This window comes from Paenibacillus sp. 11B, from assembly GCF_030487755.1.
Classification (GTDB): domain Bacteria; phylum Bacillota; class Bacilli; order Paenibacillales; family Paenibacillaceae; genus Paenibacillus; species Paenibacillus vandeheii.
The window spans coordinates 207935-232279 of record NZ_JAUKNS010000009.1 but is presented as its reverse complement, the minus strand read 5'-3'; the positions used below and the strand labels follow the sequence as shown (position 1 = coordinate 232279).

At 47.6% G+C, this 24345-nt stretch carries 22 protein-coding genes; 14 read left to right on the top strand and 8 right to left on the bottom strand.

Annotated elements, in window-relative coordinates:
• Window positions 1-1206, bottom strand: a complete 1206-nt coding sequence (locus tag Q0V21_RS30020; protein ID WP_301882045.1) for an MFS transporter — start codon at window positions 1204-1206, stop codon at window positions 1-3.
• A gap of 262 nt (window positions 1207-1468) precedes the next feature.
• Here Q0V21_RS30020 and Q0V21_RS30015 point away from each other — a divergent pair, with 262 nt between their 5' ends.
• Complete coding sequence (locus tag Q0V21_RS30015) at window positions 1469-2044, top strand: TetR/AcrR family transcriptional regulator (protein WP_301882119.1); 576 nt, start codon at window positions 1469-1471, stop codon at window positions 2042-2044.
• Between the two features lie 101 nt (window positions 2045-2145).
• Here the strand turns inward: Q0V21_RS30015 and Q0V21_RS30010 are convergent, their stop codons facing one another.
• Entirely contained in the window at window positions 2146-3276 is a 1131-nt protein-coding gene (locus Q0V21_RS30010) for an LLM class flavin-dependent oxidoreductase (RefSeq protein WP_301882044.1), read from the bottom strand.
• A gap of 261 nt (window positions 3277-3537) precedes the next feature.
• Here Q0V21_RS30010 and Q0V21_RS30005 point away from each other — a divergent pair, with 261 nt between their 5' ends.
• The 11 genes from Q0V21_RS30005 (at window position 3538) to Q0V21_RS29960 (ending at window position 15882) form a co-directional block, all read left to right on the top strand.
• Entirely contained in the window at window positions 3538-4938 is a 1401-nt protein-coding gene (locus tag Q0V21_RS30005) for a transcriptional regulator (protein WP_301882043.1), read from the top strand.
• Between the two features lie 262 nt (window positions 4939-5200).
• Window positions 5201-6586: a hypothetical protein gene (locus Q0V21_RS30000; RefSeq protein ID WP_079348616.1), complete on the top strand. Its 1386-nt coding sequence runs from the start codon at window positions 5201-5203 to the stop codon at window positions 6584-6586.
• Between the two features lie 119 nt (window positions 6587-6705).
• Window positions 6706-6885, top strand: a complete 180-nt coding sequence (locus Q0V21_RS32945; protein ID WP_079348619.1) for an aspartyl-phosphate phosphatase Spo0E family protein — start codon at window positions 6706-6708, stop codon at window positions 6883-6885.
• Window positions 6886-7297: 412 nt separating this feature from the next.
• The gene (locus Q0V21_RS29995) at window positions 7298-7486 is read left to right on the top strand and encodes an aspartyl-phosphate phosphatase Spo0E family protein (protein WP_024632314.1); all 189 of its coding nucleotides are present in this window, start codon (window positions 7298-7300) and stop codon (window positions 7484-7486) included.
• A gap of 228 nt (window positions 7487-7714) precedes the next feature.
• Entirely contained in the window at window positions 7715-9538 is a 1824-nt protein-coding gene (locus Q0V21_RS29990) for a cache domain-containing sensor histidine kinase (protein ID WP_079348621.1), read from the top strand.
• Between the two features lie 5 nt (window positions 9539-9543).
• On the top strand, window positions 9544-10335 hold the full coding sequence (locus Q0V21_RS29985) for a response regulator transcription factor (RefSeq protein ID WP_079348623.1): 792 nt from the start codon (window positions 9544-9546) through the stop codon (window positions 10333-10335).
• Window positions 10336-10469: 134 nt separating this feature from the next.
• Window positions 10470-11765: an ABC transporter substrate-binding protein gene (locus Q0V21_RS29980; protein WP_079348626.1), complete on the top strand. Its 1296-nt coding sequence runs from the start codon at window positions 10470-10472 to the stop codon at window positions 11763-11765.
• Between the two features lie 27 nt (window positions 11766-11792).
• Window positions 11793-12506: a beta/alpha barrel domain-containing protein gene (locus tag Q0V21_RS29975; RefSeq protein WP_079348629.1), complete on the top strand. Its 714-nt coding sequence runs from the start codon at window positions 11793-11795 to the stop codon at window positions 12504-12506.
• A 235-nt stretch (window positions 12507-12741) separates the two neighbouring features.
• Complete coding sequence (locus Q0V21_RS29970) at window positions 12742-13656, top strand: carbohydrate ABC transporter permease (RefSeq protein ID WP_079348631.1); 915 nt, start codon at window positions 12742-12744, stop codon at window positions 13654-13656.
• The gene (locus tag Q0V21_RS29965) at window positions 13649-14494 is read left to right on the top strand and encodes a carbohydrate ABC transporter permease (RefSeq protein WP_079348902.1); all 846 of its coding nucleotides are present in this window, start codon (window positions 13649-13651) and stop codon (window positions 14492-14494) included. Before Q0V21_RS29970 ends, Q0V21_RS29965 begins: the two co-directional genes overlap by 8 nt.
• A gap of 32 nt (window positions 14495-14526) precedes the next feature.
• The gene (locus Q0V21_RS29960; protein ID WP_483312392.1) at window positions 14527-15882 is read left to right on the top strand and encodes an FAD-dependent oxidoreductase; all 1356 of its coding nucleotides are present in this window, start codon (window positions 14527-14529) and stop codon (window positions 15880-15882) included.
• Window positions 15883-16359: 477 nt separating this feature from the next.
• Here the strand turns inward: Q0V21_RS29960 and Q0V21_RS29955 are convergent, their stop codons facing one another.
• The 4 genes from Q0V21_RS29955 to Q0V21_RS29940 form a co-directional block, all read right to left on the bottom strand.
• Complete coding sequence (locus Q0V21_RS29955) at window positions 16360-17010, bottom strand: amino acid ABC transporter permease (protein WP_063566273.1); 651 nt, start codon at window positions 17008-17010, stop codon at window positions 16360-16362.
• 127 nt (window positions 17011-17137) lie between these two features.
• Window positions 17138-17860, bottom strand: coding sequence for an amino acid ABC transporter permease (locus tag Q0V21_RS29950; RefSeq protein ID WP_094939313.1), 723 nt, complete (start codon window positions 17858-17860; stop codon window positions 17138-17140).
• Between the two features lie 103 nt (window positions 17861-17963).
• Window positions 17964-18794: a transporter substrate-binding domain-containing protein gene (locus Q0V21_RS29945; RefSeq protein WP_301882033.1), complete on the bottom strand. Its 831-nt coding sequence runs from the start codon at window positions 18792-18794 to the stop codon at window positions 17964-17966.
• 32 nt (window positions 18795-18826) lie between these two features.
• Complete coding sequence (locus Q0V21_RS29940; protein ID WP_024632303.1) at window positions 18827-19555, bottom strand: amino acid ABC transporter ATP-binding protein; 729 nt, start codon at window positions 19553-19555, stop codon at window positions 18827-18829.
• A 460-nt stretch (window positions 19556-20015) separates the two neighbouring features.
• Here Q0V21_RS29940 and Q0V21_RS29935 point away from each other — a divergent pair, with 460 nt between their 5' ends.
• Window positions 20016-21629 carry a glycoside hydrolase family 28 protein gene (locus Q0V21_RS29935; protein WP_301882030.1) on the top strand — a complete coding sequence of 538 codons (1614 nt, stop codon included), beginning with the start codon at window positions 20016-20018 and terminating at the stop codon, window positions 21627-21629.
• 103 nt (window positions 21630-21732) lie between these two features.
• Here the strand turns inward: Q0V21_RS29935 and Q0V21_RS29930 are convergent, their stop codons facing one another.
• Complete coding sequence (locus tag Q0V21_RS29930; protein ID WP_301882029.1) at window positions 21733-22584, bottom strand: helix-turn-helix transcriptional regulator; 852 nt, start codon at window positions 22582-22584, stop codon at window positions 21733-21735.
• 269 nt (window positions 22585-22853) lie between these two features.
• Between Q0V21_RS29930 and Q0V21_RS29925 the strand changes: the two genes are divergently transcribed.
• A complete protein-coding gene (locus tag Q0V21_RS29925; protein ID WP_301882027.1) occupies window positions 22854-23312 on the top strand; it encodes a cupin domain-containing protein in 459 nt (152 codons plus the stop codon).
• 88 nt (window positions 23313-23400) lie between these two features.
• On the opposite strand, the gene Q0V21_RS29920 is transcribed toward Q0V21_RS29925, so the two are convergent.
• A complete protein-coding gene (locus Q0V21_RS29920) occupies window positions 23401-24228 on the bottom strand; it encodes an aldo/keto reductase (RefSeq protein ID WP_301882025.1) in 828 nt (275 codons plus the stop codon).
• Between the last annotated feature and the right edge of the window lie 117 nt (window positions 24229-24345).

Below are 24345 nucleotides of genomic sequence, written 5' to 3'. Positions count from 1 at the left end.
TTAAGCCTTGCTGACGACGGCAGTTTTCTTTTCCGTTAAATAATATCCGAGTGCCAGCAGAGGCATGATCAGACCAATCAATGTGGTGAGACTCCAACCCCCGTGTGCATACGACCAGCTGCCAAGAGATGATCCAATCGCTCCCCCTACAAAAAAGATCGACATGAAGATCCCGTTTACCCGTCCTCTTGCTTCACTCAACGAATAAATGATGCGCTGTCCCAGCACCAGATTGCCCGAGACTGCCATATCCAGCGTGATGGCAACGATCACAAGCAGAATTAGGGTAGCGGTAGAGTGGCCCTGGAACAGATAGGCAAGCCCAAAAGATGCAACCGCGATGATCATGGCGACTCCGGTTAATATGCGGGTTAACCCTTTATCCGCCCATCTTCCGGCAATCGGTGCTGCGATAGCACCCCCAACACCAGCCAGTGCAAACCAGGCAATTCCCTGTTGGGACATGCCATATTCATTGGCGAGCTGTAAGGGAACTGTAGTCCAGAACAGGCTGAAGGCGCCAAACAAACTGGCCTGATAGAGGGCTCGGCGGCGGAGCAATGGAAATGTTTTGAGCAGGGTACCTAATGACAGGATTAATTGTCCGTACTTCATCGCAGGTTGTGGCTGACGTGTAGGAAGTGCACGGGACAGAAGCAGTGTCAGCAAAACGATAATGATTGCGGAGAAGACAAAGACCGCTTGCCACCCGAGCAGGCTCGTAATAAAACTTGCGACAGGTCGAGCCAGCATGATGCCCAACAGCAGACCACTCATCACATTCCCGACGACCCGTCCGCGCTGCTCCTCCGAAGTGAGGTAGGTGGCATAAGGGACCAGAATTTGTGCAACGACTGAGCTGATACCGATAACGAGAGAAGCAATCAGGAATAATACGGCATGGGAAGAGAAGGCGGCGGCGATCAACCCAACGACCAATATGATGAGGAAAAAAGTGACCAGTCGTTTATTCTCCACAATATCACTAAGCGGTACGATAAACAGCAGCCCAATGACATAACCGATCTGTGTTAACGTCACAATCAATCCAGCAGCAGCAGAGGAAAGCCCTGTTGTAACGCTGATTGGTCCTACGACGGTCTGAGCATAATACAGGTTTGCAGCAACTAGCCCGCACGCGGCAGCCAAAAGTAAAATCAACCAGCTTGGGACGGACTTAGCCTTCACTTCGTTTGGCATATGCATAATCATCAACCTCCACATGTTCTTAAATTCATTTTCATTAATGTATACGTATATTCAAAATGTTAATTACTAAACGATGCGTTTACTAATCACAAACATATAATATACTAGACGTTCAGTATTGTAAATAGGCGCAGACATTTTTTTTGTATTATCGAAGTAAAGTGAGCTTGAAATTGTTTAATTTATCGGTGATTTAGTATAATGAACGTATCGTTTTTATGAAATACAAATGGTTTTGTTATGCCAAGGAGGGCTTATGATGACTGCCAAAAGAGGGCGTCCCCGCAATGTGGAAACCCAGAATGCGATTCTTGCAGCTTCCTATGAATTATTACTAGAACACGGCTTCGGAGCGGTTACAATCGAAAAAATTGCTGAACGTGCTAAGGTGAGCAAAGCAACAATATATAAATGGTGGCCTAACAAAGGTGCTGTCATTATGGATGGGTACATGTCTGCGGCAACGGCAAGATTGCCTGTACCGGATACAGGATCGGTATTTGAGGATGTGCGCATTCATGCGAGCAATCTGGTTGATTTTTTGATCAGCCGGGAAGGGAAAGTGATCACACAGATTGTCGGAGAGGGACAGTCTGATCCAGGGCTTGCAGAAGAATACCGAACCAGATACATTCAGCCTCGTCGGCGCGAAGCGTGGGGAATTTTTGAAAAAGGTGTAGAACGGGGAGAGTTGAAAAAGGATTGTGACATCGGACTGTGCATAGACCTCGTCTATGGAGCGATGTTCTATCGCATGCTGGTGACTGGCGAACCGTTAGATACTGAATTCGTGCTGCGTGCGTTGATTTCCTTGTTTGAAGGCATTAAGTCTTAATCATAGTGAAAGGTTCTTGGGGGAGGGATAGGGCGATTCGCAAGAATCACCCTGGATGCAAAAACTTGTGGGTGAATGGGGAGTCCGTGAGGAACTGAGAACTATACCTGGAAGATCGGTGAGATGGCTGGGGGCCATGAATCGGAAGAATGTGAAGTGGAAGAGGAAAAGGGAAGTGAGTGGTTCAAGAGCGGGGGTTCGTTCCATATGAAACTGGGGATTTCGCGTCGTAACACAGGCGCTACATCCTGGGCAAAGCGTTCTACCTGCTCCAGCTGCTCCGTATGGCTGAGTCCATCCACGCTAATGCTCAGCACCTGGTGTCCATATGCTGCATGGTAATTCAGGATCTTCTCAATGACCTGCTCCGGACTACCAATCAGTACAGGCCCATGCGCAATGTTATCCTCCAGGTCCTTAAAGGGTGACTGGTTGTGCTGCGCAGCGGCCGTAGCATGAAACGCCTCATAATAAGGCGTATAACGAAGGATGGCCTCTTCACGAGTATTCGCGAGATACAGGCTGCCTGCCCCGGAGCCGACCACCGCCCGGTTCGCATCATGACCATAGTAATCGAGCCGTTCCCGGTAATGGTCAATTAACGCCTTATATTTTTCCTGAGGGTGGAAGGAGTTCGAGCTAAATATTGGTTCGCCATACTTAGCTGCAAGCTCGGTAGAACGGGTGCTCGATGCGCTGCCATGCCAGATCGGAATGGATTGCTGAAGCGGTCTCGGCTGAGTGGTAACCTCTTGAAGGGGAGGGCGATACGTTCCCTGCCAGGTTACATTCTCTTCAGTCCACAGCCGTTTCAGCAGTTCGTAGCGCTCACCGAGTGAATCCCATTGTTCCTCTTCACTAATGCCAAACAGGGGATAGTGCCGAGGGTCATTGCCTTTCCCGATGATCATTTCCAGCCGTCCGCCCGATAATTGATCCAGCGTGGCATAATCCTCGGCAACCCGTACCGGATCAAGTATACTGAGAACAGTAACCGTTGTTAACAACCGAATACGTGAAGTCGCAGCAGCTACGGCGGTCAGTACGACGGGAGGTGAGGAAGACAGAAAAGGTGCACCATGCCGCTCACCGATCCCATATGCATTGAATCCCAGTCGTTCGGCCAGTTTGGCTTGTTCCAAAATATTGTGGAACTTCTGTTGTGTCGTTAGTGATTCACCGGTTACGGCATTTGGAAGATTCATCATGAGACTAAATAAGGCAAATTTCATCTAACCATCCCCTTGGATTGGATTGGAAAAGCACCTGGGTTGTCTAATCCTATGGAAATAGTAGGATATTTAAACTGAAACTAACTTTACCATGTTGCCATGTATTCTTCTAATGGATTTTTTCTATAAGGCGGATTAAAGCCTCTCAACCCCTGAACATATGGGCAGGAAGTTGCCACGATTTTTATTGACCGCTGTAAAATTTAGGATTAAAATTGTGCATATCATATAAATTCAAATTTATGGATTTTGATTGTGGAGGTGGGAGACATGGAACCTACAACTACGATACGCTCCTTTATTGAGGACTACATCAGGAAACAGGGCTATACCCTGCAATACTTTGCCGATATATCGGGTGTGAACGCTGGAACGTTAAGTGCGATCATCAAAGGGACGCGGCCAATCGCCATGGCTCAACTGGATCTGATTACCCAAGGCATGAAGCTGGAGGAGGGTCATTTCTACGAAATATACGGCGCTGAGTGTTTTGTGGAATCTGCACCGCATTGGAGAAGACTAGAGCCTTTTCTGCAACGTTGCGCCGAGCTGGACAAGCTCGAATGTATTCAGAGGGTAATCCAGCAAGTGACGGATGACCGATCCTATATCTCCGAATTGTTCGAGATGGCCGAGGGCATGATTGAGCGAGGACAAAAGAATGCGGCCCGCATGTTATATGAATGCGTCGCGGAGTGTGAGAAGTACCAACACTCGGAACGTCTCGCGTTGTGCCAATATCGTATTTTCACACTATCTCTGGGTCAGGATCAGCATGAAAATCTCAGGGCGGCAGTTCATTTTGAGCCATATATTAATCGGCTGGATGAAGAGCGGCAGCTGGATGCGATCAAGGATCTGGCGAATACATACTCAGCTCTACGTTATTGGGACAAGCTGTTTTCATTGGCAGATGAATTGGGGCGTAAAGCTGAATTTATACAATCATTTACTAAGAAAAAAGTCGATAAAGTAAACAGGGTAACTGCATATCCCCTTTTTGTGTACAGAGCATATTCAAATCTCCTCAAGGCTTCAGCTTGTGAGTGGAGTGGGAAATATAGGGAAGCTTTAGACTATACCCAAGAATATGCTGAGATAATTAATATTGCAAACCCTAGTGAAGAGGACCAATTATATATCAATATGTTCAGTGGCTGGACTGAAGTAAACACCTATCTGTATAATCTGATGATGGGAAATGAAGAAGTGCTCCCAGCATATGTGTCATGGATTGAACAAAATGAAGAAGAATTCCTTACTGCTCTTGTCAAAATTATGGAGGCAGCAAATACTTATGATATGAACATCAATCATGTCCTTTTAAAATTTGATAGTAAAATTAATACTATTTCAAGAGATATTATGTTAAATAAAAGATACAATAAGCAGATTATAAATGACAGGTATACTAAATTTTTGGCTGAATTGGCCATTTATTATTTTCGCCAGGAACGATATGCTGAAGGAATGCAAAAGCTGATTAATTGTTTGAATTCAGCAATCAATATTAACAATTATAGAGATATTATACAATGCGTTGCTCTCTTTGAAAGATACAGGTCTTTTGCATCTCAGGAGATACAAAACTTGTACGGATCTATAATTAAGGAGGCATATAACTATGAAATTAAAAAAAATTATAACAATACTTTTGTTTAGTATTATTTTTTTCTCTGTCATACATCAATATCCAATCGACATACCAATACAATCCTTTGGTCCATCATCTCATGGTGATGGAACGTTGTAAGATTAATCACAATGAACTTATAAAAAGCCATATTTAAAAACAAGGTTTATTTCCGAGATCGGAAATAAGCCTTTTTTGCGCAGATTGACCATTGTAAAATTCAGGATTAAAATTACATTTAATAAGAGCTGATGAATCCTTAAGTTAGTTTGGTTGATGGGGGTGGGAGAATTGAAACTTGCACCTACGATACGCACATATATAGAGAATCACATAAGAGAACGAGGATATAAACTACAGCAATTCTCAGATATCACGGGTGTCAACGTTGGCACTTTAAGTGCCATCCTTAAGGGCAGCAGGCCTCTAGCTATGAACCAGTTGGATCAGATCACATCTGGTATGGGTTTGGAGAAGGGATACTTCTACGAAATGTACAGTGTGGAATGTTTTGTGGAAGCCGCGCCTCATTGGAGGCGTTTGGAACCTTTCCTGTATCGCTGTGCTGAACTTAACAAGCTAGGCTGTATTAAAACGGTGGTTTATCAGGTTACAGATGATCGTTCCTATATTTCAGAACTATTTGAAATGGCAGAGAATCTGTATTCCAGAGAAATGAATGAAGCGGCGCTTATTTTATATGAATGCGTAGCCGCAGGTGAGAAATATCAGCACTCGGAACGGTTGGCGTTATGCCAGTACCGCATTTTTTTGCTTCATAAAACAATGAGCAAATTCGATAATTTAGCAGCAGCGGTTCAATTGGAGCCCTATATTGAGAAATTAGATGAAGAAATCCAATTGGATGCTATTAAGGATTTGGCGAATGTTTATAGTACAATACATCTCTGGGATAAGGTTTATGATTTGGCAGAGGAACTGGAAAGAAAAGTTGACTTTCAACTTGAACTTCAATCTCGAAGGCGCAAAAATAAAAAAAGATTTGCCTTTTATCCCATATTTACATACAAAGCATATGCGAATCTATTGAAGGCAAGTGTATGTGAAGTGCGTAAAGAATATGAAAAAGCTCTGGAGTATACAGATGTTTACGTGAATATTATTGAAATCTCTAATCCAACGGAAGAAGAGCAAGAATTAATAGAACGTTTCAAAGGATGGGCAGAGGGGAATCGGTATTTATACCATTTGATGAATGGAAACCATGAGGTTATTGAGCCTTATCTGAATTACCTTGACGCTAATCCTCATGAGGTTTTAACAGCATTCGTGAATATAGTTCAGGCTGCTAACCAGCACTCCCTGGATATTGATTCTGCATTGGATAGGTTTGATCCTTATATTAAACAATTCAACACGGATATGCATTTAAAAGGGACGTACAATAGGCAAATGTTGAATCATAGATATATTCGCTTTTATTATGAATTAGCGAAGTACAGACTTAATCAACAAAGATACGCAACTGGGATTGAAACTTTGCTCATGAGCCTGGAACTATCATCTTTAAGCAACGATGACCTAATGTCTATTAAATCTATTGATTTGTATGGGAAATTCAGAAGACATGTAACGAACCAGCAGGACGAGCAGTACACTAGGTTAATGGAGGGCCTGAGCTCACAAAATTTTGGGAGTAAAATTAAAAATGTATAACCAATGAGAGCTAGTGTGTTTGAAATACCAGCTTTTCTAAAAGATCTAATACAAAATTTTGCAAAGCATTCCATTATGAATTTTTAGATAAATGTACCCTAAAATAGTTTGAAAAAGGGGTGCATGCTGTGAGAGAAATCCAACAGATTAAAGACCAGATCGAGCAGAATAGGCAAAACTTGCGTCGGTTGGCGGAGAAGCATGGCATGCATAGTGATAAAGTCCTCAGGCAGTCTATGGTACTGGATGAACTGATTAATAAATATATTCAACTTAAAACGAAAGGTAATATAAATTGAATCTTTGGAGAAGTAAGGTTCGTCTCCTTGTCTATAATCCACCTGGTTGTGGACGCTAGAGCGGTGTTCTCCCTGCTATGCTTATAACATTAAATCAAGCAAATTACAGGGGGAACAGCGTATGACGGGCTCCAGAACGAGCAAGATACAGCAGCCGATGGAGCAAAATTTATAATAGATTTTAATTTCTTCATTCTATAATATAACTTCAATTTCATGTAAACCCGATATGTAGACGGATATTTAAATATATACCTACATGTTGTGGCTGTGACAGTTTTCACGGATTAATGCAAAATGCTATTTTATGAAAGTATTGTTATGTAAACAAACATTTTATTTTGCAAAGGAATAAAATATGAATTTTTTGGCAATGTATCCTAAAATGTTTTAAAAAGAGGGGGTGCATGCTGTGAGAGAACCAAAACAGATCAGAGACCAGATCGAACAGAACAGGCAAGTGTTAAGTCGTTTGGCGGAACATCATGGCATGCAAGACTACAAAGTCCTTCAACAGTCCATGGTATTGGACGAACTTATTAATGAATATAATCGCTTCAAATATAAGAAACACTTTATGAAAAGACAGCCGATTGCCTAATGCAATCGGTTTTTTTATGCAAAAGATGATTAGTCGACTGCAGAGATGCAGTCGGCTTTTTTGCGTTTCCCCGAAACCTGTGCTTCAATCTTGAAATTTCGTACCAAACCCATGGTTGGCAGGATAGCCAACGATCACTGAAACTGGATATGATAAACCCCAGTTATATCCAGATTGATCGGTGAGGGGAGCTCATACAATGATCGGGAGAGGGAGGGATAAACGGAAATGATGGACAAGGTACAGGGTTATTTGGGAGGAAGCATCAATCTGCGCACCAAGCTGCTCCTGTTGTTCCTGGCGCTAACCTTGCTGCCACTAAGCTTGCAGGGAGTGGTGAATTACCTGCATTTCTCGCAGACGATTGACCGCAAGACGGAGCAGTTCACCATTGATATCGTTCGCCAGATTAATACCAATCTGAATCGGCTGGTCAAGGACTTCGAGAGGTTGTCGCTCTTGCCGCTCTACGATCAGATGGTGCTCGGCATTCTGGGCAAATACAATGCTCCGATGGGATCGGGTACATGGGCGAGGTCCGATGATTATTTGAAAATGAAGCTTTACACGTCCGGTCAAGCTTATGATCGACCGGAAATTCGTGGCATCCATCTAATCAGCAACAGCGGCATTCTGTTCTCTAATCTCGATTCGTTAGTGGTCAAGCCAGTATGGGACAGTAGACCAGATCATTGGTTTGCAGAGCTTGACGGCTCGGAAGGGGAATGGCGTCTGCTTCCTCCGCACGAACCCAGCTATTACACAGGCAGTCAGGAAGAGCCGTATATATCGGTTGCCCGTGAGATTCGTGATCCGGGTACACTCCAGCGACTGGGCTACATTCTAATCGACATCCGGCTGGAAGCCTTCGGCCAGCTCTTATCCAATCTGAACTTTGAGCAAAATGCGAGTCTGATGATTGTCGACAGCAAGCAGCGTCTTCTGTTCGAACGCACCTCAGCCGGAGGTCTGTCCGCATACGACCAACTGTTAACGCTTGGACAGCTTCAAGGCTACGCAGGAAACCAGAAGGTTGTCCTTGATGGGAAGCCCTATCTCTACGTACAGCACCATTCCAGTTATTCAGGACTTTCGGTGATCAGCCTTACGCCTATTGCCGTTATTCAGAAGGAATCAGGCGAGATGCTTACGTTTACGTTTGGATTCGCTGTGCTATGTATGGCGGCCGTATCGATTCTCGCGGTTCTTTTATCCTATCGTATAACTCGGCCCCTGATTCGACTGAAGCACAATATGATTCGGGTGGAGCAGGGAGACTTTAGCCAGCGCGTAGCACATTTCAGTAATGATGAGTTCGGGCAGATTAGCCGGGGCTTTAACCGAATGATGGAAGAGATTAATCGACTGTTCAACGAGGTGTTTTTGCTGGGCATTCAAGAGCGGGAGGCGGAGCTGTCAGCATTGCAGAGCCAGATCAATCCCCATTTTATATACAACACATTGGAGTCCATCAACATGATGGCGGTCCGTCAGAAGCACGCTGAGGTGTCTGATATGGTGACGGCACTTGGCAAGCTGCTGCGCTATACGATTGATAAGGTGGACCGGAGGGTTCCGCTTCAGGAAGAATTAGCTTTTGTACAATCGTATGTACGCATTCAACAGGTACGTTATGACGGCAAGTTAGAGGTAATCTATGACATCGATGAGGCTGTGACGGAGTATATGATTCCCAAGCTGGTCGTGCAACCGCTGGTGGAGAACGCGGTCTACCATGGCATTGAAGGGCAGGCGGATGGTGGGGTGATCTGGGTATCTGCATTGAAATTTGCTGATGAGCTGCTGATTATTGTGCGTGACAATGGCAAAGGCATGGCTCAAGCAGAGATTGATGAATTAAATGAATCCATTGCTCGACAGCCTTCCAGTGAGGCATTGCGCTGCCATGCCGGGGACAGGCTGGGGCTTAACAATATCGCCCAAAGGCTCCGACTCATGTATGGAGAAGGCAGCAGCCTGAGCGTCGATGGCAGTCCCGGGCAGGGGCTGGCGGTCACGATATCCATTCAACTTCAACCGAAAGGGGAATGAAGCGCATGTATAAAGTATTGCTGGTGGAGGATGAGACGGTTATCCGTCAGGGACTGAGAGAGCTGATTGTACAGGCGGCTCCTCAGTTTCAGGTAACAGGGGAAGCTTCGAGCGGAGCCGAGGCACTGGATTTTCTGAGATGTGAAGTGCCGGATGTGTTAATCACGGATATTCGCATGCGTGAAATGGACGGATTGACATTGGTATCCAAAGCGAGAGATATGTACCCTGAACTGCTGATGATCATCATTAGCGGCTATGGGGAGTTTGAATATGCACGCAGGGCGATGGAGTACGGGGTACTGAACTATCTGCTGAAGCCGATTGAACGTCATGAACTGGCATTATGCATCCAAAAAATTCAATTACTGCTGGATCGCAGGTATGGCATTTCAACCCTTCCAATCACTGAGTCATCTGGCAAAGAGGAGCACGCTGGCGGAGATACGCGGAAGATTATCCGAGATGTGAAAGAGCACATCAAGCAGCACCCCGATGGCGATCTGCGACTTCAGACGATAGCAGCACTTGTTAATCTGAACCCCACCTATCTAAGTCAGCTGTTCAAGAATGAAACAGGAACCAATTACTCCGAATACATCTCCGAGGCCCGCATGGAGCGGGCCAAGTGGCTGCTGATCAACACGGGACTCAAAATCTATGACGTAGCGCGGTTATCCGGGCATCAGAGTCCCAAGCACTTCATGCTGGTATTCAAGCAGCAGGTGGGATGGACAGCAGGCGAATATCGTGACCGATTCAGCATGGCTGGACGGGAAAGCAACGAGAAGGAATAGCCGGGCGCAGGCTATTTATTCCAACGTCTTGAAAAACCATACCATTTCTGTAATTGACGTGATTTATGGGCGGTCGATACCTTCGTTATACTTTGGTTGCACATCTATACCACTAAGCCTTAAGGGGGATTTTCATGAAAAAAGCAGCACTGATGCTTATGCTCGCATTCATGATTTTTACTTTGATCGGATGCACAAGCTCCAGTTCAGGCACAGATCCTGAAAATGGAGTCTCAGAGGATGGAGAGGTTGAGCTGAAGTTCATGATGTGGGGCAATCAGGCACATATGGATGTATACAACAAGCTGATCGATGGCTTCACGAAGGAAAATCCAGGCATCAAGGTAACGATGGAATCCGTGCCATTTGCGGAATACCAACAAAAAATATCTGTGCTTGCCGCTGGGGGCTCCCTCCCGGATATTGCCTGGGTGTCGGAGCGGATGGTGCCACAATTCAAATCCAATCACATTCTGGCCGATGTATCCGAATTCAAGGATGATGCACAGTTTAAGCTGGATGATTATATTCCAAGTACACTGGATTTGTTCCGGGACGGCGATCAGCTGCTGGGGCTGCCTTTTTCCACACCTCCGGTAGTCATGTTCTACAATAAAACGCTGTTCGACAAAGCCGGCCTGACCAATCCCAATACACTAGCCGCTCAAGGACAATGGACGTGGGAACAGTTTGAGGAGTCTGCCAAGGCGATCACGAGCAAGGAGGCGACCAACCGAATCTATGGCGCCAACTTTTTTCGCGATTGGAAGACATGGGCGGTGCTTTCCTCCTATTCCTGGTCTAATGGAAGCGGTCCATTCGACGAAGGCATGACGAAGTTCACCTGGAACGACGCCTATGGCGTACAGACCTTTGAACTGCTGGAGCGAATGATGTTCACCGATGAATCGCATCCGAAAGCGGGCGAGCAGGTCAGCTTCGATGCTGGTAATGTGGGCATGTTCTTCGATAACTACAGCTATGTCTCCAAAGCAAGGGAGATTACGGATTTTGAATGGAGTATCGCTCCTATGCCTTCCGGCTCACAGGGCAGTGTACCGATGCTGGGGCAGGCTGGATATGCCATGTTCAACGACAGCAAACATCCGGAAGAAACCAAGAAGCTGTTGAAGTATTTCGCCAGTGAGCAGGGTATTCAGGCGACGGCCACCTACTTTGTGCCTCCACGGACCTCTGTTCTGAACTCCGATGTGTTCATTAATCAGCCGAATAATCCAAGCAAGGAGCATATTGTGCAGGCGGTAATTGATGAAATGCCAAAAGCGCGCCTGATTCCCGGCCATATCCGTTGGCAGGATATCGACAATGCGGTGTTGCAGGGATTTGACCGCCTGTTCGCCCGTTCAGCGAAACCCGAGGATAATCTGAAACAAATGCAGGAAGAGGTCCAAAGCGTACTGCAACAATAAATCTTTTATAGAAACTGGAGGGTGAGGATGATGGGCAAATTCAAGGAATTGCTTGATCGGAAATCGCTGTCACTAGTGGTCAGCTTGCCCGAGAACGATCTGTCTTTGGCCCGTGCAGCAATCGAAGAGGGAGCTGATGCACTGAAGGTGCATTATAATGTCGGTCATCGCGCCAGCGGAAATCAATTTGGTCCACTGGATAATTATGTCGAGGTATTCCGGGCGATCCGCAGTGAGTTTGGCGTTCCGCTGGGCGTTGTACCGTCCGGCAGTATTGATGGAGCAAGGCGGGAGGATGTGGAGCGCCTTTCGGGGCTGGGTTTGGACTTCTATTCCATCTATGCACATCACTTGCCGTCCTTCATGCTGGATGACTTGGGGCTGGACCCAACGTTTGCGATCAATGACGAATTTGAACCTTCCCTCGTCACGTCGGCGGCTCATTACGGCTTCACCGCCCTGGAGGCATCCATTGTGCCCGGGAGTGAATATGGTACACCCCTAAGCTTCGCGGATGTGCTCAAGTATCGCCGTCTGGTCTTGCAGGCCCAGATTCCGGTATTGGTTCCTTCCCAGCGTAAGCTGGTGCCGGAAGACGTTCGGGTGCTACACGATACCGGGGTCAAGGCGATCATGCTTGGAGCGGTTGTAACAGGCAGAGCGGAGGAACAGCTGCGAAGGGCTGTGAACGGCTTCCGCAATGCAGTGGACAATCTGAACCGTCCAGACTATATAAATTGAACTAAATAATATTTACACTTGCCACTCCGATACCAGAACAACCTTCCGATCGCTGTTATCCCCAGATTTTTTTGAATCCTTTTATAAAGGGGAAATCCGGGGATAAAGGCGAACACTTCGCTTCTTCAGGTTTTTCTGTTCTCTACGTTCTTGTGTATATGTATAGGTCAACTTATATAGAATCGTCACTGAGTTCAGTTTCAGGGAAGAAATTTGATAAAAAGGGGGCCTGACTGTGACCCATTCACGCAAGCGTACAGGAAGAGGTCCGCTCGCCAGAGAGGCCCAGATCGCGGGGTGGCTGTTCGTATCACCAATGGTGCTCGGGTTTACCCTGCTGCTGCTGTTTCCCATGGGTTTGGCGCTATACATGAGCCTGACCGACTGGCCGCTGCTGGGTGATCATCATTTTATTGGACTGGAAAATTACCGGAATGTGATGACAGACGCCATGTTCTGGAAGGTGCTTGCCAATACGGTCTATTTCACGGCTGGGCTTGTGCCGCTCAATATTGTGCTCGCCCTTCTGCTCGCATTGCTGCTATCCAGAAGTTTGCGCGGCATCGGGATTTTCCGCACAGCCATCTTCGTTCCGGTCATGACCTCGCTGATTGTATGGTCCATCGTGTGGAAGCTGATGTATGCAACTGAGTCGGGACTAATCAATCAGCTTCTGTTGATGATGGGCATCAAAGGCCCGGCCTGGCTCTACAATCAGGATCTGGCGATGCCTGCCGTTATCGTGACGAGTGTACTGAAAAATGTGGGTCTGAATATGGTACTGTTCATTGCAGCCATTCAGCAGGTACCGCGTTCACTGTACGAAGCGGCAACACTGGACGGAGCGGGCAGAAGGGGGACCTTCTTTCACGTCACGCTGCCCATGATTACACCAACGGTGTTTCTAACCATGGTGATGACCGTAATTGGCTCGCTCAAGGTGTTTGGACAGATCTACGTCATGACACAGGGCGGGCCGAGCAACAGCACAAAGGTATTGGTCTATTATATCTGGGAAAAAGCATTCAAGTTATTTCAGTTCGGCTACGCCTCTTCGCTTGCTTATGTACTTTTCTTTATCGTGCTAATCCTGACGCTGCTGCAATGGCAGCTTCGAAAGAGGTGGGTATTCAATGAAGGCGATGCCTAGTTCTTCATTTCGCAAGACAGGTAGTGCCCTTGGTACGTACTTATTGCTCACACTGATCTCGCTGATCATGATTGTTCCATTTATCTGGATGATATCGACGTCATTCAAGGAGCCTCATAGCATATTCACCTATCCACCGCAGTGGATACCGGATACGTTCCGGTTTCAGAACTACATCGATGTCTTTCGGTTGATTCCGTTCCATCGTTTTTATTTTAACAGTGTATATATTGCTGCTGTGGTTGTGGTGGGTACGGTATTCTTTGCATCTCTCGCCGGGTACGCATTTGCCAAAATTCCGTTCAAGGGACGGAATGTGGTATTTCTTATCCTGCTGAGTGCGATGATGATTCCTCATGAGGTGACGGCAATCCCCATGTTTCTGTTCATGCGGCAGCTGGGGTGGATTGATACACATCTTCCGCTGATTTTACTGCCGATCTTTGGGGCTGGCGGCGTGTTTGGCATCTTTGTGATGCGGCAGTTCTTCATTACAGTACCGACGGAGCTGGAGGAAGCGGCGATGATTGATGGCTGTAACCGATTCCGGATCTATGCGCGAATTATGCTGCCAATTGCCAAGCCCGGTATGGCTACGCTGACGATCTTCACTTTTGTGACGATCTGGAATGAGTTTTTTGATCCGTTGATTTTCATTAACTCGCGTGAACTGATGACGCTGCCGCTTGGGTTATCCCTGTTCACGGATGAAGTGGGTACCGCCTGGCAATATCTCATGAGCGCCACCGTCATGGCGACCCTGCCACTGCTAATTGTCTTTTTCCTGGCACAACGGCGATTCATTGAGGGAGTGGCCATGACGGGACTGAAAGAGTAACCCGTGCAATAGAACGGAAGGAGTGATAACACTTGAGTGAACGGATGAGGTTGAAAAAGGAAGATGCGGATGTGGTTATTGTGGGAGGGGGTCCGGCGGGCATAGCGGCTGCCATTGCTGCTGGACGGCAGGGTGTGCGGACGGTGCTAGTGGAACGGTACGGTTTCGTTGGCGGGATGTCGACCGCCGCCATGGTCTACCCTTGGATGACCTTTCATACGGAGAGTGGTGAACAGGTGATTCGGGGCATCGCCCAGGAGATCGTAGATCGGCTGCAGGCGCATGGCGGTTCCCCGGGCCATCTGCGTGATACGGTTGGGTTTGTACATACCGTCACGCCTTACCACCCGGCTATTTATCAAGTCGTGGCAGCGGATATGCTGCAAGAGGCAGGTGTCCGGTTGTTATTGCACAGCTTCGTGGATGAAGTGGTTGTTGTGAATGATCGGATGGAGGCGGTACGTCTGACGAACAAGTCCGGTCGAATGGAGCTCCAAGCGCACGTAATCGTGGATACCAGCGGTGATGCGGATGCGGCTTATCTTGCTGGCGCTGCTGTTGCAAAGGGACGGGATGAGGACAACCAGTCACAGCCGATGACGATGAAGTTCCGTATGCGTGGTGTGGACCTTGGACGAGTGAAGCAATACATGCAGGAGCACCCCGAAGATTTCTATGCCAAGACCCCGTTCGCTGAGCTGGACAGTATCCCGTTAACCGGGGTGAGTGGCTTCTATTCCCAATGGAAAAAAGCGGGTGTGCCAATTAATCGTGATCAGGTATTGTTTTTTACCGGACCGGCTGAAGATGAAGTATTGATTAACTGTACCCGGGTGCAGGGACTCGATGCGACGGATGCAGAGGATCTGACCTCTGCTGAACAGGAAGGCAGGAAGCAGGTGCTGATGATCGCAGCGTTTTTGCAGCGCGATGTGCCTGGATTCGAACGGGCCTCCATCTCAGCGGTAGCGCCGCAGATCGGTATCCGTGAATCCAGACGAATCATCGGGCATTATGCGTTGACCAAGGCGGATGTGGTTGCAGGGCGAAAATTTGACGATGTAATTGCCAGAAGCGGCTATCCGATTGATATCCATGATCCCTCGGGTCAGGGTGTCGTAGCGGCCTTTATCGAAGGAGATGGAGCATACGATATTCCGTACCGCTGTCTGATCTCCCGCAATATCCGCAATCTGCTGGCGGCAGGGCGCTGCCTTTCCACCACACACGAAGCTCATGCAACGACAAGGCTGACTCCAAGCTGCATGGCTACAGGGCAAGCCGCGGGAACAGCCGCTGCTTTAGCTGTGCAGATGAAGCTAGATCCGTTGGAGCTGCCGATAGCGGTGCTACAAAAGGAACTACGCCGTAACGGAGCGGCGATCTAAGGATGAGCTGATTGTGGGCGAAGTAGTGGGAGTGGTGCGGGTGTTTATTTAATCGCTGGGTCGAAAATTTTAACGAACCTGAGACGTCTAATTTGGGGATATAAGCTGAAATAAAAAATGTAACGAATCTCAGTGAAGCTATTTTACTCAAAACACTGAATTAGCGGGTAATAGCGGGGGAATCGGAGGAATAGAGCGTCTACGATTCGTTAGATTAGAAACGGTCTCAAAAATGGCTAGATAAGCTTCCCTCAGTTCGTTAGAAATGGGTGGGAAGTTCGTGAATTTATGAGCATAACTGTAGGTCCAAAAAAACTCCCAATCCACTGATACTTGGATTGGGAGTTTTTTTGGACACTTTCATTCTTTTCGTTAATTTGATTATTTCCTCATGTCTATTACCTTCATATCTAATCAACGATGAGGCGAAAGTTCCTTCATGATTTATATTCCTTCATGCCTTATTTCTTCCGATCATTAAGTCATTCGTGCTTCAAGTCGTCGCGCCACAATGGACAGCGTGTAGTTAATAACAAAGTACAATACGGCTGCGAGCAGCAGGGCAGGGATGACGTAATCGAAGCTCTGACCTCCGAGAATCTGCACATTGTGCATCAGCTCTGGCAGGGAGATGATGATCGCCAGTGACGTATCCTTCAACAAGGAGATGAACTGGCTCACCATCGGTGGTGACATGCGCCGCAAAGCCTGGGGCATGATGATGCCGCCGAGTGTCTGCATATAGCTCAGGCCCGAGGAGCGGGCTGCTTCGACCTGACCGCGTTCAATCGATTTGAGGCCGCTGCGGACAATCTCTGCGATCATGGCACCTTCGAACAGACTCAGTCCAACAACCGTGGACCAGAAGACGGACATTTTGATCCCCAGCTGGGGCAGTACGATATGGATGAAGAAAATGATCAGCAGCAGCGGCAGATTCCGGATCGTATCCACGATAACAGCCACAATCTGTGACAGGACCGGAATTCGGGTGTATCGAACGGTACCGAGCACCGTGCCGAGTACAAAGCTGAATACAATCGACAACCCTGCCACTTGCAAGGTAATCAGGAATCCGTGCAGCAGGAAACGAAGGTTGGGCCAGGCGTAGGCCCCGCTAAAGTCCATGATTCATCAGCCTCCTTCTGTGTGCGGACATAAAATGTAAATATTTGGAACAGTGATTGCATAACATATTAGAGTAGAGATACAGCTTGAACGGGTGTGCTGAACACAGAGAGAAATAGTTTGAGTGTTACAAGGTGACCTGACCCGTTGGTTTGGTCTTTTTCGGTTTGCCTTTGGTGCGGCTGGCGTCAGCATCACTTTGTCCGAACCTTCGCTCCATATAGTGAACCAGGAAGCTGAGCGGTAAGGTCAACACCAGGTAGAACAGGGCAACAATGGTGTAAACACTCAGCGGCAGGAATGTATCCGAGTTGATCAGATCGGCAAAATACATCAGATCCATACCAGCCACGACCGCAAGGATGGATGAATTTTTGACCAGATTGATAAATTGATTGCCAATGGACGGCAGTACAATTTTGATTGCTTGCGGCAGAATGACCAGGTTCATGGCCTGTACGTAGGACAGACCCGATGATCTTGCGGCTTCCAGCTGCCCGCGAGGGACCGTCTGAATGCCTGCCCGGATTGCTTCGGCAATGAAGGCGGCTGTATAGATCGTCAGGCCGAGTGTACCCGAGATAAATCCATCCAGTGAAATGCCCATTGCAGGCAATCCGAGATAGAAGAAAAACACGACGAGCAGCAGGGGGATGTTACGGATGAACTCCACAAAGGCCGTGCCGATCCAGTTGAGTGGTTTGATGGGCGAGATGCGAAAGATGGCCATAATTGCCCCAAGAATAAAGCTGCCAATCAGGGCCATGATGCTCACCTGGATGGTATTGAGGAAACCTTCCAGAAATCGATCCGAGTGTTTGATCAGTATACTGAAGTCCAATTTGCCCATGTAGGCGAAGCCTCCGTTCTCCAGATGTTGCAACAGCGACTGCGCTCTGCCCATGCATCGCATATCACAGGCGAAGTCGCTGCTTAATCATCATTAATCGGGGTTACTCGGGCTTGCTGCCCAGCCATTTCTCGTGCAACGTATCATATTCACCGCTGTCCTTCATGCTTTTGAGCAGGCTGTTTACTTCTTCGACGAAGGCCGTGTCGCCTTTGCGAATCGCCATGCCGTAAGGTTCACTGGTGAAATTGCCACCAACCAGCTTGTAGTTGTTATCGGTCTGCTGCATGCCGATCAGGATAATGTTATCGGTCGTCAGTGCTTCGCCTTTACCTGCTTTGAGGGCTGTGAAGGCATCCTGGTAATTGTCATATTCGAGCACTTCGGCATCCGGGGCCTTTTCGCGAATATTTTGTGCAGAAGTAGAGCCTTTGACGGCAAGTACCTTCACACCGCCGAGACTTTCCAGACCGGTAATTGCGCTGTCATTTTTCACAAGCAGGGATTGCCCGGCCTCAAAATAGACATCGCTGAAATCCACTTGTTCCTTGCGTTCATCCGTAATCGTCATCGTAGCGATGATGATATCAATGTCGCCGTTTTGCAGCATCGGAATGCGCGTTTTGGACGTTACTTCCTTCAGTTCTACCTTCGTTTCGTCTCCAAGAATCTGTTTGGCAAGGGCTTTGGCAATATCAATATCGAAGCCTTCAACTTCGCCGCTTGCGGGGTCTTTCAAACCGAACAATTTGGTATCGTATTTCACGCCGGCAATGAGCTTGCCGCGCTCTTTAATCTGTTCAATCGTGCCTTTAGCTTCCGTATTTCCACCAGAACCACCGCTGCTGCTTTCCTCTCCGGTACTACAACCGGACAATACAAGGGATAGAATCAAAACAAGCATAAACGACGGCCACTTTAATACATTTTTCATTTGGTAAAGACCCCTTTCAAAATGGATTATTCTCAGTGGTGAATCAGACGGCTCAGGAATTGCTTGGCCCGTTCTTCTCTCGGGTTGTCAAAAAATTCAGCGGCGGCGGCTTCTTCCACAATCCGGCCTTCATCCATGAAGATGACCCGGTCTGCGACCTCGCGGGCAAATCCCATCTCATGTGTAACGACAACCATCGTCATTCCGTTATGGGCGAGCGATCGCATGACATCCAGAACTTCCCCGATCATTTCGGGGTCCAGCGCAGAGGTGGGTTCATCAAAAAGCATGATTTTGGGCTCCATGGCGAGACCTCTTGCAATGGCTACACGCTGCTGTTGTCCACCGGACAACTGGGAAGGATAACTGTCTGCTTTGTCGGCAATGCCCACCCGGGTCAGATACTTCATTGCCGTAGAGGCTGCCTGTGCTTTGGGTTGTTTACGCACCTTCATGGGTGCAAGGGTAATGTTATCGATGACTTTTTTGTGAGGATAGAGATTGAAGTGTTGAAATACCATGCCGATGTCACGGCGGAAGAGGTTGATGTCCACCTTTTTCTGATGTAAAGGGACACCACTGACGACAAGTTCACCTTCGGTAATCGTTTCCAGACGGTTGATACAGCGCAGCAAGGTGCTTTTGCCTGAGCCGGAAGGGCCGATAATGACAACGACCTCTCCTTCTTCAATGTGAAGATGAATATCCTTGAGGACATGAAAATGACCGAAATGCTTCTGAACACCCCTAAATTCAATCAAGAGTACCCCATCCTTTCTGCAACGTCTGTTTGAAAAGGGATATTAAGGAATAAATTGAAACTAGTTATTTAATCATACATACTCATCCTGCTAAAGGCAATTGGTTTGTGATAAAACATGACATAAGTAATGGGTTTTATAGGGCTATAGCCAGTAACTGTGTTATATATTTGTCATATTATTGGTGTCGTTGTGACGAATCCTGACAGAAAAATGAATCGATTCTCCTAGTTCTTTTACAACCATTGGAATAGATGTATATAGTATACTGAAAGGGATGTTTACTTTATGACTCTGTTTATAAAACAAATAACATCAAATTTTTCATCCTACATGGCAAAAAAGCTCAACCTTACGCTCTGCACCATTGATATGATGGAGCGAGAATGCGCTTACCAGGAAGTCGTGCAATAGTAAAGACAGTCCGGTCCAATTATAGGTAGAGAGGATGTTCTGAACGATGAATACATATTATTCCCCACTTGGTACAGGAGAAGGTATTGGTTCCGATATGAAGGCTTATGAAGTGAGTTTACCTGTCATCCCTACACGAGATTTTCAGATTACGGATTATGGAGCAGTAGGGGATGGCTTGACGGATAATACGGAGGTATTTCGGTTGGCTATAGCAGCATGTTCAGAAGCGGGTGGTGGTCGGATTGTCATCCCGGCGGGCGTCTGGCTCACAGGTCCCATTGTGCTCCGCAGTCGGATTGAGCTTCATGTTCAGGCAGGTGCTCTGGTTACGTTCAGCCGCAATTTCGACCAATATCCCTTGATTGCGTCCAGCTTCGAAGGTTGGCAGGCGGTGCGGTGTCAGTCGCCCATTGATGGTGAGCATCTGGAGGATATTGCGATCACGGGTGAGGGGATTTGGGATGGCGGTGGAGAGGCATGGCGTCCGGTGAAGCGATCCAAGATGACCGCATCGCAGTGGAGTCGACTGGTTTCTTCGGGCGGTGTAGTGGAGCATGCTGATGGAGATGAAGCCATTTGGTGGCCCTCGTCTTCTGCCCTTGAAGGCGATGTGATTGCCAATCGTCTGCATCTGGAACAAGTGAATGATTTGGCTGCTTATGAAGAAGTCAGAGATTTTTTGCGTCCCAACATGGTTAGCTTGCGCCAGTGTAAACGGGTGTTATTGGACGGCCCGACGTTCCAGAATTCGCCGGCATGGAATCTGCATCCTTGGGCATCCGAGCATATTACAATTCGTAACGTGAGTGTGCGGAATCCATGGTTTTCCCAGAATGGGGATGGGCTGGACATCGAATCCTGCCGTCATGTCATTGTGGAGCAGAGTGTATTCGATGTGGGGGATGATGCGATCTGCCTGAAATCCGGCAAGGATGCTGAAGGCCGTGAGCTCAGTCTGCCCTCGGAGTATATTACGATTCGGGATTGCACCGTGTATCACGGTCATGGCGGCTTTGTAATCGGAAGTGAGATGTCCGGTGGCGTGCGGCACGTGCGGGTCTCGGATTGTACATTTATTGGAACGGATATTGGGCTTCGCTTCAAAAGCGCACGTGGGCGTGGCGGGGTCGTTGAAGATATTCAGGTGGAGCGCATCTATATGAAGAATATCATCATGGAAGCTATCTCGTTTTCCTTTTTCTATGCCAATCAGGAGGGTTCGGCTCGCGGTAGCGATCTGTCCCAGGAAGTCAGCGAAGAGACCCCGGTGTTCCGGGATATTCGAATTTCGGATGTGGTCTGTGCAGGGGCGGAGACGGCGTTGTTGGTGAGTGGCCTGCCGGAGATGCCTTTGGACGGTCTGGTCATCCAGGGATATACGGTGGCGGCCCGTAACGGGGTGCAGTGCGCTCATGCGAAGCATCTGCGAATCGCCGAAATGACTGCTCAAATTACTGAAGGACCGTTGATTCATTTGCATCAGTGTAAGGGTGCGGAGCTGGAGGCGATTGAGGGTGTGGGCGCAGATAGTCGACTTCTGATGGTGACGGGGCATGAATCGGCAGGAATCGTATGCCGGGAAAGTGATGCAGATACAGAGGGGCGCCAGATCTCCGTGGGTCCTGAAGTCAGAAGTGGTGTATTGATTCGCAGGTAGAAAGGGTTCGGATTAGCCTATCACCGCGGGCATTTTCTGGCGCGCGGTGTCATGATAGGTTGTCATATGTCAGACGTCCGGATTCGCCAGTCGCTGGAACGACCTATCGATGTTCTTTACGATAGCGAAGCGGCGTAGTCCCGGTCACCTGTTTAAACGTTTTATTAAAATGGGCTGTATGCTCAAATCCAACCTTCTCCGCTATCATTTGCACCCGCTCCTGAGTGGACAGTAAACGTCTCTGTGCCTCCCGAACCCGTGTAACACGCAAATATTCGCTGAAGCGAAATCCGGTAAAACGGCTGAACATCCGGCTCAAATAGGATGGACTGATGTAAAATCGTGCTGCGGCCTCTTCCAATGTAAGGGGCTCGGTATAATGATTGTTCACGTAAGTAACGATTTCACTGATTTTATCCTGCATGGGATGAGGCGAAACCGGAGAGGACTGCCGAGTATGCTCTTCGACCCGGTGGATGAGGATCAGGACCTGGGTGAGCAGGCTTCTCACCACGATTTCGTAATGAGGTCGGCGCTCCTTGCATTCTTGCAGCATCTGCCACAGCATTCGTTCGATCTCGGCTTGTTCCGCATCAGGAAAATGCAGCATCCTTGAACGATCAAAAGGAAGCAGACCACATATTCCGAGCTCCATCCCGGTGGCAAATGAAGGCGAGAATCCGATCAGAATTCGTTCAAAGCCGGGAATGTTTCCTTTGGATGTTGTATGTTCATCATGGGGATTGATCAGGATCAAATCACCTTTGCGGGCGGTAAGAAGCTGACCATTCATGGAATAAACCCGTTCTCCTTCAAGCAGATAGTACAGTTCGTAAAAAGGATGCGCGTGAGGCTGTGGCATAGCGTTTCCATCGTGTCTGCTCATGTGTTCAATGGTGAATGAATTCTCGCCAATCCGATATTTGGGTCCAATCCGATCTTCTATAACACTCATAACCCGTCTCCCCTCTGCGCCAGCTGATCTACGGTTAATATCCATATCATAACGGAAAATCCAGTTTGTTGTAAACGCTATCATTTGGATGAGGGGCCACCCGGGCTAAATGAATAGAGCTGGTTGTGATTGTTATTGGAATGATTTTGGGCAAGCCTATATATGCTGTAAAGGTGACAAAAGTCTATTCATGTTTTACAGTAGGGGGAGTGGGGCTAAACTCTGGATAGGAGTGTCTCCAATTTGATTTGGAAGGAAGGAAACAGAATATGACGACACATGAATTATCGCCACTCGTTGCTGCACTGAATATGCAGCCACATGTTGAAGGTGGTTGGTATAAGGAAGAATGGAAGGCATCGTATCAGATTCCGCAATCCGTATTGCCGGATACATACTCAGGCCCTCGCTTCTCGGCAAGTTCGACGTACTTCCTGCTGCACTCACATGAAGTTTCGGAATGGCATACCGTTTTGTCCGACGAACTCTGGTTGTGGCATAGCGGCAGTCCAATTGAATTGAAATTGGGCGGCAACGGGGAAAACCCAGGAAATGAAGAAGTACACGTGCTGGGTATGGATATTGCTGCTGGGCAATCACCGCAGGTGCTCGTTCCAGCCGGAGTATGGCAAACAGCACGTCCCCTCGGTGATGAGCCTGTACTGGTAACGTGCGTTGTAGCGCCAGGTTTCCATTTTGATGATTTCAAATTGGTTTCCAAGGGTTAATATAACCATGAATGAACAAGCAAAATCCCGATCAGGTGCGTGTGCATCCGAATCGGGATTTTTAGATGGTTGATATCCTGATTATAGGTTAAAAGTTAAAGTTGTCCGGATCGGAACCAAAGCGCTTGTTCTCGTTCAGTTGACTAATACGTTCCATTTCTTCCGTGGTCAACTCGAAATCATACAAGTCCGCATTATCGCGAATGCGCTGTGGTGTGATGGATTTAGGTATGGTCACGATGCCATTTTGCAGATCCCAACGCAGAATGACTTGTGCGGGTGACTTGCTGTACTTGGCAGCAATATCCTGAAAAAGCGGATGCTCCAGCAGATGTCCCTGACCCAGTGGAGACCAGGCTTCAATCTGGATCTGATGTTTGCTGCAATACTCCCGAAGCTCTGTTTGGATCAACAGCGGATGCAGTTCCACCTGATTCACAGCAGGTTTAATGGTGGCATCGGTCATCAGGTCCTCCAGATGGTGAATCTGGAAGTTACTCACCCCAATGGCGCGGATGCGTCCTTCCTTATGGAGCTTCTCCAGCGCTCTCCATGTATCCTTGTACTTGCCTTTGACAGGCCAGTGGATCAAATAGAGATCCAGATATTCCAGTTCGAGACGTTCCATGCTTGCTTCAAAAGCAGCCAGTGTGGATTCGTAACCTTGGTCCCCGTTCCACACTTTGGTGGTAATGAACAGATCCTCACGGGCGATTCCGGATTCACGAATACCTTGAGCTACACCCGTTTCGTTGTTATACGCTTTCGCTGTATCGATACTGCGATAACCTGCCTGAATGGCCGTTTTAACGGCTTCAACCACTTCTTCTCCGTCTTTAACTTTGAATACGCCAAAACCCAGCCAAGGCATTTTGACTCCGTTGTAAAGTGTCGTTGTATCCTGCACGTGTTTCATGGTCCGAAATTCCTCCTCTGATTCATTCATTATTTCCTTATGTAATTACCCTGCTGATCGCCAGCCAATCTTAAATGGAAGGCCGTCTGTATTGATTATACTAAAACCTTTTTGGTA

What these genes read in the sequence shown, in the direction of transcription:
- Q0V21_RS29965 (WP_079348902.1), top strand. Translation starts at nt 13,649, where the DNA reads ATGCCTAGTTCTTCATTTCGCAAGACAGGTAGTGCCCTTGGTACGTAC.
- Q0V21_RS29975 (WP_079348629.1), top strand. Translation starts at nt 11,793, where the DNA reads ATGATGGGCAAATTCAAGGAATTGCTTGATCGGAAATCGCTGTCACTA.
- Q0V21_RS29990 (WP_079348621.1), top strand. Translation starts at nt 7,715, where the DNA reads ATGATGGACAAGGTACAGGGTTATTTGGGAGGAAGCATCAATCTGCGC.
- Q0V21_RS29930 (WP_301882029.1), bottom strand. Translation starts at nt 22,584, where the DNA reads ATGAGTGTTATAGAAGATCGGATTGGACCCAAATATCGGATTGGCGAG.
- Q0V21_RS29950 (WP_094939313.1), bottom strand. Translation starts at nt 17,860, where the DNA reads ATGGGCAAATTGGACTTCAGTATACTGATCAAACACTCGGATCGATTT.
- Q0V21_RS30015 (WP_301882119.1), top strand. Translation starts at nt 1,469, where the DNA reads ATGACTGCCAAAAGAGGGCGTCCCCGCAATGTGGAAACCCAGAATGCG.
- Q0V21_RS29945 (WP_301882033.1), bottom strand. Translation starts at nt 18,794, where the DNA reads ATGAAAAATGTATTAAAGTGGCCGTCGTTTATGCTTGTTTTGATTCTA.
- Q0V21_RS29925 (WP_301882027.1), top strand. Translation starts at nt 22,854, where the DNA reads ATGACGACACATGAATTATCGCCACTCGTTGCTGCACTGAATATGCAG.
- Q0V21_RS29980 (WP_079348626.1), top strand. Translation starts at nt 10,470, where the DNA reads ATGAAAAAAGCAGCACTGATGCTTATGCTCGCATTCATGATTTTTACT.
- Q0V21_RS29985 (WP_079348623.1), top strand. Translation starts at nt 9,544, where the DNA reads ATGTATAAAGTATTGCTGGTGGAGGATGAGACGGTTATCCGTCAGGGA.
- Q0V21_RS29920 (WP_301882025.1), bottom strand. Translation starts at nt 24,228, where the DNA reads ATGAAACACGTGCAGGATACAACGACACTTTACAACGGAGTCAAAATG.
- Q0V21_RS30020 (WP_301882045.1), bottom strand. Translation starts at nt 1,206, where the DNA reads ATGCATATGCCAAACGAAGTGAAGGCTAAGTCCGTCCCAAGCTGGTTG.
- Q0V21_RS30010 (WP_301882044.1), bottom strand. Translation starts at nt 3,276, where the DNA reads ATGAAATTTGCCTTATTTAGTCTCATGATGAATCTTCCAAATGCCGTA.
- Q0V21_RS29955 (WP_063566273.1), bottom strand. Translation starts at nt 17,010, where the DNA reads ATGGACTTTAGCGGGGCCTACGCCTGGCCCAACCTTCGTTTCCTGCTG.
- Q0V21_RS29935 (WP_301882030.1), top strand. Translation starts at nt 20,016, where the DNA reads ATGAATACATATTATTCCCCACTTGGTACAGGAGAAGGTATTGGTTCC.